Here is a 14,057-nt window from a genome sequence, read left to right on the forward strand (position 1 = left end):
ACGTTGACTGATGAAGCAGGAAATGAAGGAACGTTACAAGGAACACTTACTATCTTTTCTAGGAGTCAATATATTGATGTTACTGTTCCTGTAAAGACTGAATTTGCACAAAATAAAAGTAGCGATGGAATTGTTTCTCCTATCTACAAAATTCAAAATCATTCAGAACGTTCGATTTCAGTTTTTATTGATTCTGTAACAAATGGCGAACATACAGAAAGTTTGACTGATCTTACATTGGGAATGAAAAATACACAACAAGATCAGTCAATTTTATTAGTTTCACATGGGCAAACTCTATCAGAGTCAACTCCGTTAACTACTTTATCAAACGAAACTGGCATATATGAATTTTCGTTCTTTGGTTCAGCGGGAAATAATATTTCTCTGGAAGATTTACTAGTTCCCATTAAACCTACTTATATGATGAATTTACGCTTTGAAGTAAATAAAGAAGAATAAACAAAAATAAAAAGTTATACCAACTATTGGTATAACTTTTTATTTTGAATTCATTAATTTAAAGCGACAAGACGTTGCTCACGAATTGAAATAATTTGAGAAATGCTAGATTTTGATAAGAGCTTTTTCGATAAACGACTAAAAATAAATGTACTTTTTTAACTGTTTCCTTGAATTTCGACTTATGGTGTTTATTGTGCGTTGAAATTAGGTGCGCTCTTCTTCTATTAACCGTTTAACGACTGTATAGTCTCCTTCATAAGGAACATCTACGCCATTGATTTTTTGATAAGGATCTACTCCTTTTCCTGCGACGACAACTGAATCTTCAGGTCTGCTTTTAGCCAGCGCTTTTTTTATAGCTTTAGGGCGATCCATTTCATAATGAACTTCTAAAGCGGGATTGGTGATTGCAGCTTTAATTTCTTCGGCAATTTTTTGAGGATCTTCAAATGCTGGATCATCAGCAGTCAAGAAGACGATATCGCAAGTTTCAGATAGCACTTTTCCAAAGTCTTGCCGGCGAGAAACGGCTTTATTTCCCGGACTTCCCAAAACGACAATGACACGGCCAGTTGGATGTTCTTTCTTAGCAAACGCCAATAAGGTTTTCAAACTTAGATAGTTATGCGCATAGTCAACGTAAACATGTGTACCATTTTTTTTGATCAATTGATCCATTCGTCCCGGCACGCGAGCCTCTTTTAAGCCCTGTTGTGCATCTTCCACGCTTGCGCCTGTTAATGCTGCGGCAATAATTGCACTTGCGGCATTTTCTTGATTGAAGTCGCCAGCCAGTTGAATGTCATAATCCGCTTCTATTGATAGTTGCCCATGATGGTTAATTAAGCAAAAGCTGTGATTACCAGAAGACAGATTTTTTACTTCATAATCTGTTTCTAAAGAACGCCCATAGGTAATCGTTGGAATGTTGGCTAATTGAGCTGTTTCTTGTAATAAATCAAAGTAATCACTCTCATGATTCAAAATTACTGTTTTAGAATTTAAAATCAATTGACGTTTACAATAGAAATAATCATCAAATGTGGGGTGTTCAATGGGACTAATATGATCAGGAGAAATATTTAAGAAAATACCAACATCTAAAGTTAATCCATAGACTCGTTGTGTTTTGTACGCTTGGGAGGAAACTTCCATAACTAAATGCGTCATTCCATTTTTTACTGCTTCTGCCATCATTTGATACAGGTCTAAAGATTCAGGTGTCGTCAAATGAGATTTAAAATACGTTTTACCGTCTAATGTCGTATTCATGGTTGAAAGCAATGCTGTTTTGTTTTTTGTAGTGTACTCTAAAATCGCTTTAGTAAAATAGGCAGCGGTGGTTTTTCCTTTCGTTCCCGTGTAGCCAATGACTGATAATCGCTTTTGTGGGTAATGATAAAAAGCCATGGAAAGAACAGCCATCGCTTTACGAATATCCGTCACGATAATTCCAGTGGCTGAATTTTCATAAGGCTCTTCGGCGACATAGTAGTTTAGCCCATTTAAAATTGCTTGTCTTAAATATTCTTCTTTGAAATTAAGCCCTTTACAAAAAAAGAGGGTCTCGGCATCTGTTTGTCGTGAATCATAACTTAGCTTATAAAAAACAAACTCTTCAGGGGCACTTAAATGCCAACCTTTAACGGAAACAAATTCTTTTAATAAATTTTCTTTGATTAATAAATTACGGATTTCTTTTAAAGAGAAGCTCATTGACTAGTCCCTCACTTTGTTTTCATTTGATTCTTGCTTATTATAGCATATTTGAAGAAGTTACTTGAAGAAGAGGAGTCGAACCAAGTACATTTCACGAATGAAGAGATAAATTGAAAGAAATATTTAGTTTATAATTAGCCACAGACAAGTAGAACTTGTGAATAAATTCGATACTTGGCTATTCCTAAAAAAACTCTAGTAAATGATTTACATGCGCTTGTTATTAGGAATAAAAAGGTATCAGCCATCCCTCTTTTCAATTAAGTATAGGAGATTAAATACTTTCTTAAAGATAAAAACGAATTTATTTAAAATACAAATAATAAATTTTGTGAAACAAGATGTGAGAGTATCAATGCTATAAAACTGATGTCTGTGTTCTTTGGAGAAGCAGCTTATGAAGGGCTTTAGAATAAGAAAAATTGGCAATGAATTTTTGTTTAGAATAAATCACTTTAGTAATTGTAGTACAATAGTCTAGTAAAAAAGTTAAAAACAATCATTATAAAAATTAAAGGAGGTAGAAAATGTTAGCAGGAGTAAAAAAACAGATTTTAATTTACGGGTTAAAATCATCAAGAGATAAGTTTATTCTTTCTTACTCAGAAGAAAAGTTAACATCAAATAATTATATTGACTGTTATAACAATGAAATAAAAAAGGCGATTGATTGTGCAGCTAAAAATTTGTCCACTGCAGAAAAATGGAAGGACTTTACCAATAATTTATTAAACTATCTCTCTTCACCTGTAAGTAATTTTCCTCTTTGGAAAAATTACTTGCAGTGTTTACAAAAAAAGGAGAAAAATAGACTAGAAAATATCTATAGAGACGTACATATATTAAAGTCAGGAGAAAACTATTTTTTTGAAAAAAATGGCGAAGTTATTAAACCAATTTTGCATGCAAAAAGAGGTTGTAAAATCGGAATTGACGTAGCTAGATTAGACCCGAACGTTGAGTTGTTTTTTGTCTTAGATGAAATAAATATGAGAGACGTTGTACATAAAAATGATTTTCATGGAAGAAGTATAACCAATCGAGAGTTAAGATACGTTTATCGCCATCGATTTTCCTTAGAAAATAAAATTACTTTTTTTTAAAAGGTGAAAAATGTGAAGCCCCCTGGAAATCTGATCCACAATTATGGGAGCAATACAAGCATTCAAGACAAAGCTTTATCTATAAATATAAAGATATACGTGAGCAAAAACAAGAAATTTTAGCCGAAGCAGAACGTTCAAACCTTAAGAATATGTTTATAGACTTAAAAGCTAAAGCTATCAGTGAATCAAGTAATAGAAATGAACAATTACCGACCAGCCAATATAGCAACTCTGATAGAGAAAAATCATTTGTTTAGCAGACTGAATTTACAGAAAAATCATACAAAAAAGATTGCCAGTTTTTTATTTTGCAATTAAAATGTTAGTAATGTTTTGTAGAAAGTTGGAATCTGATCGATGAATAATCAACGAAAACGAACAACAGAAAATTTAACACCACAAGAAAAAATGGCAAGAGGTTCTGCTTGGATGACGGCTAGTAACATTTTCTCACGTTTACTTGGTGCTGTTTATATTATTCCTTGGTATGCTTGGATGGATGAACACGCCAAAGCTGCGAATGGATTATTTAATATGGGTTATAACATTTACGCATTGTTTCTCTTAATTTCAACAGCTGGGATTCCGGCGGCTATTGCGAAGCAGACAGCGCGTTATAATTCACTGAATGAATATGGGGTCTCTCGGCGTTTATTTATTCGTGCCTTACAAATGATGGGAGTATTGGGAATCTTGTTTGCTGTATTGATGTATGTCGCTTCTCCTTGGCTGGCTCATGCTTCTGGGGGCGGAGAAGAATTGATTCCAACGATGCGTTCACTAAGCATCGCCGTGTTGGTTTTTCCTTGTATGAGTGTGATACGCGGCTATTTTCAAGGGAATCAGGAAATGATGCCGTATGCCCTTTCTCAAATTGCCGAGCAAGTTGCCCGGATTTTTTATATGTTGCTTGCCACGTTTATTATTATGAAAGTCATAAAAGGTGATTATGTCACAGCTGTCACGCAATCTACTTTTGCAGCATTTGTCGGCATGCTGGCCAGTATTTTAATCCTTTTGTACTTTTTAAAAAAACAACAAATGTATACAGCGATACGTATAAAGTATAGTCACAATCAAGTAAATGTCGCAACAAAAGAATTGCTATTGGATACGATCAAAGAAGCTATTCCATTTATTATTGTTGGTTCAGGTGTAACGATTTTTAAACTTGTCGATCAGTTTACATTCATTAAAATCATGTCAGCGACGACTGAATACTCAAAAGATCAATTATTAGACCTATTTTCGATTTTTAGTGCGAATCCAGATAAATTGACGATGGTAGTAATTGCTCTTGCAACATCAATCGCCTCAACAGGGTTACCTTTGATCACAGAAGCAGTCACGCTAAAAGACCATCGTGGTTTGGCCAAACTAACGAGTGGAAATTTACAACTTTTTTCATTTTTTATGTTTCCTGCAACTTTTGGTGTGATACTGCTCGCTTATCCATTGAATACACTGTTTTATGCTCCAGATAAATTGGGCAGTCATGTGTTAATTCAGGCAAGTTTTGTCGGACTTTTCTTAGGATTGTACATGTTGGTTTCAAACATGCTTCAGGGAATGTTTGAAAATGCAGCTGCCATACGTTATTTAGCGATTGGTTTTGTGGTGAAGCTGTTTTTGCAATATCCAGCGATACGTTTGTTTGAAGTATATGGTCCGTTATTTGCTACCTTGATAGGCTTTGTTGTTTCTTGTGTATTGATTTTGAAAAAAATACGTAAAGTTGCACGTTTCAAGCCGAGTTTTGTTTGGCGTAGAACTCTTTTGATTTTTATCTTAACGCTTATTATGTTAGGAACGTCTTGGATCACGAAGTCAATTTTTGGTATTTTTTTAAATCAAGACAGTAAATTTCAATCCCTATTATTAATTGTACTCGTTGCAGGTGTAGGTAGTGTAGTATATGTGTATTTAGCATTGAAAATACGTTTAGCCGAACGACTTTTAGGACCCAGCATGATACGCCTTCGTCATCGTTTAAGGATCAAGTAAAAAATAATAAAAAGAAGTTAGGAATAATGATTATTTTGCCTTAACTTCTTTTTTTCAATTAAAAGGGAGTCTAAAGATGCGATTAGATAAATTTTTAGCCGATGTTGGAATAGGAAGCCGTAAAGAAGTGAAAAAACTTATCAAAAGCGGCAAAATTAAAGTAAATAATCAATCAATTAAAAGTGATAAATTTCAAGTAAGAGAATGGACGGATGAAGTGATATATGAGAACGAACGTTTAGTTTATCAAAAAGATTTTTATTATGTTCTTAATAAACCGGCTGGTGTAGTTTCTGCAACACAAGACAATCATCAACAAACGGTTCTTGATTTATTCGATGAGAAAGTTTTCCGAAGAGATCTTTTTCCAGTAGGACGTTTAGACAAAGATACAGAAGGTCTGCTAGTAATAACGAATGATGGAAAATTAGCGCATCAGTTATTATCTCCTAAAAATCATGTAGAAAAAGAATACTTCGCCAAAGTCAAAGGAATCATGACGCAAGAAGACGTTTTAGCTTTTAGTAAAGGAATAATGATTGACGGAGAGGAAAAAACACGACCCGCGCAGCTATTGGTAGAGTCCGTTGATCTTGTAAATGATGTTTCCATCGTTCGTTTGATCTTGCACGAAGGTAAATTTCACCAAGTCAAGCGGATGGTAAAAGCAGTGGGAAAAGAAGTGAGTTATCTTAAGAGAGTTCGGATGGGGAACTTTTTACTTCCGAAAGATTTAACACTTGGAAGTTATCGTCAGATGACTGAAAAGGAAGTGCTACAACTTAAAAGTCCTCACATGTAGCTTTAATAATTGCTGCAATTACCAAAAGACTGGAAGGATTCAGCTACACAAGATAAGTCGCAATTCACAAAAATGGTTCACCCCATTTTTGTGAATTGCGACTTATTTTTGAAAAGATTGTTGTTTGTGTTGTGCTTTTATTTAATAAAAGCCGTTTTACTTTTGTCTTTCGGTTCTTGTTTTAGCTATTTTTTTAATATTCCTATATTTTGTTTCAAATTCCCTATAATTTGTTTATTTATTCTTTCATTTGTAAGCGCTATAATCTTTTTGTGAATGACACGAAAGGAGTTTTGTGATGAAAAAAAGAAAGGGGCTAAATCATTTTTTTTATAATTTATGGCGATACAAAGCCTTAGTACTCATGGCAATACCGGGCATGCTTTGGATGATTTTTTTCTTTTATATCCCCGTATTAGCAAATGTCGTAGCATTTAAAAACTTCCATATTTCCGCCGATGGTTTTTTAGCTAGCTTAAAAGAAAGTCCTTGGGTCGGCTGGGAAAATTTTAAATTCTTATTTTCTTCCGATCAAGCATTCTTGATTACTAAAAACACCGTTTTATACAACCTCACTTTTATTCTTTTAAATTTATTGATTTCGGTAATATTTGCTATTCTTATGAGTGAATTGAGAAACAAGCGACTAGTAAAAGTTTATCAAACCATGTCTTTACTGCCTTATTTTTTATCATGGGTAATCATCAGTTATTTTGTTTATGCTTTTTTAAGCCCAGATAAAGGAATATTCAATCAATGGATTACAGATCATGGCGGTGAAGCAATCAACTGGTATAACGAACCGAAGTATTGGCCGTTTATTTTGGTTTTCATCGGTACATGGAAAGGAATCGGTTACAACAGCATCATTTATTTTGCTTCGGTTATGGGGATTGATCCAACCTATTATGAAGCAGCGATGGTGGATGGGGCCAGCAAATGGCAGCAGATCAAACACGTCACGATCCCACAATTAGTTCCGTTAATGACAATTCTCACGATTTTAGCTGTAGGAAATATTTTCCGAGCAGATTTTGGATTATTTTATAATATTCCTAGAAATTCAGGAGCACTTTATGACGTAACCCAAGTATTAGATACTTACATTTATAATGGTTTGGCTTCTACAGGGGATTTCGGAATGACGGCTGCCGCTGGCTTATATCAATCAGTGGTAGGATTTGTTTTATTAATGATTACAAATACAATTGCGCGTCGTTTTGACAGTGAATCTGCATTATTTTAAGGAGGAAAAAGAAAATGAAGAAAAAGAAAGTCGAACGAGTTCAAGTTCGTTCATTTAATAAAACCGTCAATTTTTTCTCCAATATTTTGATTGCATTATTCGCTTTTTCTTGCATCCTGCCGTTTTTATTTGTCATAGCGATTTCTGTTACAGAAGAATCAGCTTTGTCAGTACACGGATATAGTTTTTGGCCTGAAAAATTCAGCACATTTGGCTATACATATCTTTTTGGACAAATGCAAGATAAGATTTTTCAAGCATTGTTTGTAACGATTCTTGTTACAATTTTAGGAACGTTAATCAACAGCACAGCGACTTCTTTATACGCTTATGCGATTTCACGCTCTAATTTTCCATTCCGGCGCTTTTTTACAATTTTTTGTTTGATTACAATGCTGTTTTCACCGGGAATGGTTGCCAATTATTTAGTAATGACGAATCTTTTGCAGTTAAAAGATACAATTTGGGCTTTAATTTTACCTATGGCCGTTAGCCCATTTAATATTATTGTCATGCGTACATTTTTTAAACGCTCCGTATCAGATTCTATCATTGAATCGGCAAGAATTGATGGGGCAAGTGAACTGCGCATCTTCATCCAAATCGTTTTGCCTTTAGCTGTACCGGGGATTGCAACAATTAGTTTATTTGCTGCTTTAGGCTACTGGAATGATTGGTTCAACGCTTTATTATACATCCAAGATGATCAATTAGTTCCTTTACAATATTTATTGATGAAGATCCAAAGCAATATCCAATATTTGACACAAAATTCAGGAGCCGGCAGTCAATTGGCCGGTGGACTTGCCGCCGTTCCGGGAGAGTCCGCTCGAATGGCTATTGTTGTGATTTCAACTTTGCCGATTGCCGTTAGTTATCCATTTTTTCAAAAACATTTTGTTAAAGGATTAACGATCGGCGGAGTCAAAGAATAAATAGAAAGTCAAACAAAAAATAATTTAGGAGGAAGAAAAATGAAGTTATGGAAAAAAATAGCGTTTACAGGAATTTCTTTATTGATGGTTGGAGCCTTAGCAGCTTGTGATTCGGGCAAAAAAGAAAACGCAGATGCTAGCGATGAAACAACGTTACAGATGTATCAAATTGGCGACAAACCTAAAAATTTTGATCAGTTAATGGATATTGCCAATAAACGAATTAAAGAAAAAATTGGTGTAAAAGTAAATATCAATTATATCGGGTGGGGCGATTATGAGAAAAAAATGAACGTGATTATTTCATCAGGTGAAAACTATGATATTGCATTTGCCAATAACTATGTTTCCAATGCTCAAAAAGGTGCATTTGCAGATTTGACGGATTTAGCACCAAAATATGCTAAAAAAGCTTATGATGATCTAGACGAAGCCTATATCAAAGGAAATCTAGTCAATGGTAAATTGTATGCTTTTCCAGTAAATGGGAATGTTTTTGCTCAACAAGTTTTAACATTTAATAAAACGTTGTTAGACAAATACAATTTATCCATTGATGGAATTAAATCTTATCAAGATGCGGAAACAGTTTTGCAAGAATTTCATAAAAAAGAGCCTAATACGGCTGCTTTTGCTATCGGTCAAGGCTTTAAAGTACAAGGAAACTTTGATTATCCATTAGGAAACACCTTACCATTTGCTATCGATTTAAATGGCGACGATACAAAAATTATTAATCAATACAATGATGAAAACTATATTAGCTTATTACGTACCATGCATAGCTGGTACAAGCAAGGGTTGATTCCTAGTGATGCTGCAACAAGCACTAAAGATTATCCTTTAGAAGGGAACACTTGGTTGATGCGTGGCGAAACACAAGGCCCATACGATTATGGTGATACAGTTTTATCGAATACGGCTAACCAAGAATTAGTTTCCAAAGCAATTACAATTCCATTGAAATCTACAGCTCAAGCTCAAATGGCCAATTTTGTGGTTTCAAATACGTCCAAGAATAAAGAAAAATCAGTTGAATTTTTAGGATTATTGAACAGTGATCCAGAATTGTTAAATGGCTTAGTATGGGGGATTGAAGGAAAAGCGTGGGAAAAAGATGGTCAAGGTAAAATTAAATTATTAGATGGCTACCAACCAAACATGCATTTGCCAGCATGGAATACTGGAAACAATAAAATTTTGTATACGCAAGATACAATTACAGATGATATGATTAAAGAAAGAGATGCATCTATCGCAAAAGCTAATACATCACCAATTTTAGGCTTTAGCTTCAATACGGATAAAGTAAAAACAGAACTAAGTAATATTTCAAATGTCATGAATCAATACTTGGATGGTGTCAATACGGGAACCGTCGATCCTGATCAAACTTTACCAAAATTAATGGAGGCATTAGATAAAGCTGGTTATGATAAAGTATTAACAGAAATGCAAAAACAATACGATGCGTTTAGAAATGAAAGTAAATAATTCAAGAAACTAAGACAAAAGTGCTAAGCTTTTATAATGAGAATGAGCAGAACTATTTTCCAAAATTTGCATTTCAAATTTTTGGTCAGTTCTGCTTATTTTTTCAAAATTTATTTGCTTGAGAATCAATAATCACTTATTTTTGATCTTTCTTATTTTTTGGAAGATCCTGAAATGACTACATTTTTACCAGATGTTGGTAATGGTAGGAATGCTTGGGGATAAATCGTTTAATGTGGACTGTAGGAAGCAGGAACATTCCTATCACTTTCTTATCTTCTTTCTCATGATTTATCGTATCTAAGAAAGATAGTGAAACTGTAATCTGTTTTATAAAGATTTTTATTAAAAAATAGTAGTTTAATTCCTTAGAAAAAAATTTATCTTTCTAAGTGGTCGTTTGCGAGGAGAAATTTGTATGTTAGGTAAGGCTTTAGAAACATTATTTATAAGAGTATGGGTTGTGATGAAATTAACTTTTTATTTTTGGTTTTATACTTTGTTAGGGGGCGTTGTTTTAGGTGTCGGCCCAGCATATAAAACAGTGAATGAATTATTTTATATGTATGGATTTACATATAAAAAGATAACATTTAAACATGGGGTAAAAATATTTAAGCAATCTTTTGGTAGAGGGAATCTTTTATTTGGAACATTTTTAGCAACTATATGTTTATTGGGCTATAATTTATATTTATCTGTTCAGATTCAAGGCCTCTTTTTCTTACTGATTGATTTTATTCTTATTTTTAGTTTGTTGGTTGTGTATGCAGCTTACCAATATAGTTTAATTTTAGACAGTAGTTACTTTATTTCTATTCCTAATTTACTTAAGTTAAGTTTTATATCTGTTTTTGTTAGTTTTTTTTCTTTTTTGAAATTATTAATTGGAGAAGCAATTATTTTATGGGTGACGTGGAATTATAAGGGGCTGCTTCTTTTTGGTATAGTCGGTCTGTTGACTGTATACAATGGGATGATAACTAAACAATGGCGGGAACAACTGGACTATCAGTTAGAAAGCTATGAGTAGATGGCGTATTTTATTTTTGCAAGGGACATTACTTAATCGTCTTTTACGAAAATATGCGTGGGTGATGGTCTTATTAACAATGGGAGCAACAATAATTATTAGTGTTCATACGTGGATGCAAACAGAAAATCAAGCAGAACAATTGACTCATGAAGCATTACAAAGCACAAATCGAACGTTAAATGATAAAACGACTCTTAGTAAAATTATCAAAGATCAATTGTTGGGAAGTTCAGAAAAGATTGAAAATACAACGACTTATTTAACTAAACCAATTGACCAGTATTTAATGTATGTTTATGATCAACAGCAAAAAACATCTGATTTTTTATCATTTCCTTATCAAGTAAGAGATATTTATGTGAACTATGAAGAAGTAAGGACACTTTACGTTGTATTTAGTCAATTATCTGAATACTTTGAATCTACCAGAGAAAACAAAGCAGGAACGATTAAAAAGGGAACGCCAAAACTTGCGAATGCGTTTTATATTAAAATGTCCATTACTCAAGGGGGAAACGAAGTAGGAAGTATATTTATTGGATTTGAAAAAGAAAAATTAGATGCGACGTTAGAAAGTTTAAACAGTTTCAGTGGACTTTCTTTGTATATGATATCAGGTACGGCTAATCGGTTGTATACCTTTCATGATAAAGAAATGCCGAAAAAAACTTTAGAGAAACAGGAATTATTAATTGCCACTAGTCTTCAACAAAACTCAACATTGCCAATCGCAATGCTTGAAAAAGGCAATTTTGTCCAATACCAACGGCTTATTGATGATTATCGTATATTAGCTACTTTAGATAAACAAATGGTAAGAAAAGCGATTGAAAAAGATTTAACTCCTCTAATTCTTGGTGTAGTTTTATTAGATAGTGTTTTACTTTTCTTTTTGTATCAGACATTTAAGAGATACTCACAGCAAGTAGATGTTGTAAGAAATGTGATGGATGAAGCAGCTAAAGGAAATCTAGATACACGAATTAATACGGCTATGACAGAATACGAGTTAAAAGACCTTTCAATTGGGATTAATGAAATGCTAGATAGTATCAATCAACTGGTTGAAAATATTTATAAACTGAAAATCAAGCAGCAAGAAGCACATATGCGCGCTCTTCAAGCGCAAATAAACCCACATTTTTTATATAACACCTTAGAATACATTCGAATGTATGCGCTAAGTGAAGGCAGTGAAGAACTCGCTGATGTGGTTTATGCGTTTTCTGCCTTACTGAGAAACAATACTAATCAAGAAAAGACGATTAGTTTAAAGGAAGAACTGGATTTTTGTGAAAAATATGTTTATTTATATCAAATGCGTTATCCCAATCGCCTTGCTTATCATTTTTCAATTGAACCGATGTTAGAAAAAATTGAAGTTCCTAAGTTTATCATTCAACCGCTAATTGAAAACTATTTTAAACATGGAGTTGATTTTACACGTTTTGATAATGCGTTAAGTGTCAAAGTTTTTCATGAAAGACAACAAGTGATGATTATCGTTAAAGATAATGGCAAGGGGATGATACCTGAGCGATTAGAAGAAATTAAATTGAGATTAGCAAAACCTAAAGTAGAGTTATCGCAATCAATTGGATTGCAAAATGTGAATGAACGGTTGCGTGCAAGTTTTGGCAAAAGTTATCAGATGCAGCTATGTGAAAATAAAGAAGGAGGATTGACTGTCACTATTACATTTAAGAGAAAGGAGTAAAAAATGTATCGAGTGTTATTAGTAGATGATGAATATATGATTTTGACCGGATTACAAAAAATTATTGATTGGAAAAGTTTAGGTTTTAAGGTAGTTGCAACGGCTGAAAATGCCATGCAGGGACTTTCAGTGTTAGAAGACCAATCGATTGATTTGGTTATAACTGACGTAACGATGCCGGAAATGAATGGATTAGAATTTATTGAAGCGGCACAAAGAGAACACCATACATTTGAATTTATGATTCTTTCGGGTTATCAAGAATTTGATTATTTAAAAAGTGGCATGCAATTAGGAGCAGTTAATTATCTAATGAAACCGGTAAATAAAACTGAATTAGTTGAAAGCTTGGAAAAAGTGAAACAACATTTAGATCATAAAAATGAACAAAAGAATCAACAAGAAATTTATCAAGAAATACTTTTTAGCCAGTGGCTCAATGAAGAATTAGACGAATCAAGTGAAGAAGAACTGTTAGAAAGAATAGGTAAACACCAGCGACGAATTTTACTTGCTCAAGTTTCACGATCGATAGGTAAATCAGTGAATCAATGGTTGAAAAAACAGCAGGAACTTTTTTATTATCAACGGAACTTTAGTGATATGATCTTATTTACTTTGCTATTAGAAGAACAATCCGTTTCAACATTTTGCCGTTTCATTCAAAAGACTAGTGCAAATAAGGAGTGGTTAATCAGTATTGGCGATGAAACGACTGATTTAGATAAAATTCCTGAAAGCTATCAGCATGCCAAAGACAATTTACAGTTGCATCAATTTTACGAAGACAAAGATCAGAAAATTTTTTTTTCAGAACAAGAAGCTGCCAAAGAGCAAGCAATTGACTTTTCTTCTTTCACTCGTATTTTAAAAAGTGGGCAATTAGAAAAAGCACAGCAAATGCTCACTCATTTTTTTGATCAATTTCAAACAGCGGTGATGGCACCCGAAGATATTCGCCATTTTAGTTTTTTATTGTTTATGGATATTCAAAGAGAGTTGATCCATTTAGAAGATGATGAGTACTTAAAAGGAATTCAAAGGATCAATCAAGCAAAAACTGTTCAAGAATTGCATCATCTGCTTTTGTCCTTAGTAAAGGCACAGCAAAGGCATGTAAGGTACAGCAAAAATGTTGAGCGAGTGATTGAGATTTTACATGAGCATTATACCGAACCATTGACGTTGAAAGAAGTATCTGAAAGTTTACATTTGAATGTGATGTATTTAGGGCAACTTTTTAAAAAAGAGACGAAAAAAAGTTTTTCTGTTTATTTAAATCATTTAAGAATCGATCAAGCTAAGTGGTTGTTATTGCATAGTAATCGAAATATTAATGAAATTTCCCGTGAAATCGGATACAATAACACTACTTATTTTTCTAAACTTTTTAAAAAAATTGTTGGCAAATCCCCAAAAGAATATCGTGAATCTAATGGAATAGAGGAAGGGTAAGGTGAATCATAAATTCATTAAAAAAAGGTGGCTAATCGTTTTGTAAGCTTGTCTAATTTGTGAGATTTCGGTACAATT

10 protein-coding genes and 1 pseudogene are annotated in these 14,057 nt (G+C 33.4%); 10 read left to right on the top strand and 1 reads right to left on the bottom strand.

Annotated elements, in window-relative coordinates; genetic code table 11:
• Positions 1 to 462, top strand: a pseudogene (locus RV14_RS12180) (hypothetical protein); the annotation flags it as partial.
• A gap of 207 nt (positions 463 to 669) precedes the next feature.
• On the opposite strand, the gene RV14_RS02475 reads toward RV14_RS12180, so the two are convergent.
• The gene (locus RV14_RS02475) at positions 670 to 2,181 is read right to left on the bottom strand and encodes a UDP-N-acetylmuramoyl-L-alanyl-D-glutamate--L-lysine ligase (RefSeq protein WP_071854746.1); all 1,512 of its coding nucleotides are present in this window, start codon (positions 2,179 to 2,181) and stop codon (positions 670 to 672) included.
• A gap of 530 nt (positions 2,182 to 2,711) precedes the next feature.
• Here RV14_RS02475 and RV14_RS02480 point away from each other — a divergent pair.
• The 9 genes from RV14_RS02480 to RV14_RS02520 all read left to right on the top strand — a co-directional run bounded on the left by RV14_RS02480 (position 2,712) and on the right by RV14_RS02520 (position 13,979).
• The gene (locus RV14_RS02480) at positions 2,712 to 3,287 is read left to right on the top strand and encodes a hypothetical protein (RefSeq protein ID WP_071854747.1); all 576 of its coding nucleotides are present in this window, start codon (positions 2,712 to 2,714) and stop codon (positions 3,285 to 3,287) included.
• Between the two features lie 360 nt (positions 3,288 to 3,647).
• On the top strand, positions 3,648 to 5,294 hold the full coding sequence (locus RV14_RS02485) for a putative polysaccharide biosynthesis protein (protein WP_071854748.1): 1,647 nt from the start codon (positions 3,648 to 3,650) through the stop codon (positions 5,292 to 5,294).
• 76 nt (positions 5,295 to 5,370) lie between these two features.
• Complete coding sequence (locus RV14_RS02490; protein ID WP_071854749.1) at positions 5,371 to 6,096, top strand: pseudouridine synthase; 726 nt, start codon at positions 5,371 to 5,373, stop codon at positions 6,094 to 6,096.
• 298 nt (positions 6,097 to 6,394) lie between these two features.
• Positions 6,395 to 7,342, top strand: coding sequence for an ABC transporter permease (locus tag RV14_RS02495; protein ID WP_071854750.1), 948 nt, complete (start codon positions 6,395 to 6,397; stop codon positions 7,340 to 7,342).
• Positions 7,343 to 7,356: 14 nt separating this feature from the next.
• Positions 7,357 to 8,277 carry a carbohydrate ABC transporter permease gene (locus RV14_RS02500; protein ID WP_071854751.1) on the top strand — a complete coding sequence of 307 codons (921 nt, stop codon included), beginning with the start codon at positions 7,357 to 7,359 and terminating at the stop codon, positions 8,275 to 8,277.
• Positions 8,278 to 8,316: 39 nt separating this feature from the next.
• Positions 8,317 to 9,771 (top strand): ABC transporter substrate-binding protein, encoded by a 1,455-nt coding sequence (locus tag RV14_RS02505; protein ID WP_071854752.1) that lies wholly within the window; start codon positions 8,317 to 8,319, stop codon positions 9,769 to 9,771.
• Positions 9,772 to 10,189: 418 nt separating this feature from the next.
• Positions 10,190 to 10,804, top strand: coding sequence for a DUF624 domain-containing protein (locus RV14_RS02510; RefSeq protein ID WP_071854753.1), 615 nt, complete (start codon positions 10,190 to 10,192; stop codon positions 10,802 to 10,804).
• Positions 10,797 to 12,524, top strand: coding sequence for a sensor histidine kinase (locus RV14_RS02515; RefSeq protein ID WP_071854754.1), 1,728 nt, complete (start codon positions 10,797 to 10,799; stop codon positions 12,522 to 12,524). The genes RV14_RS02510 and RV14_RS02515 overlap by 8 nt, the downstream gene beginning before the upstream one ends.
• Before the next feature lie 3 nt (positions 12,525 to 12,527).
• Positions 12,528 to 13,979, top strand: coding sequence for a response regulator transcription factor (locus RV14_RS02520; RefSeq protein WP_071854755.1), 1,452 nt, complete (start codon positions 12,528 to 12,530; stop codon positions 13,977 to 13,979).
• Positions 13,980 to 14,057: the final 78 nt, after the last annotated feature.

It is taken from the genome of Enterococcus ratti (assembly GCF_001886195.1).
Lineage (GTDB): Bacteria > Bacillota > Bacilli > Lactobacillales > Enterococcaceae > Enterococcus_B > Enterococcus_B ratti.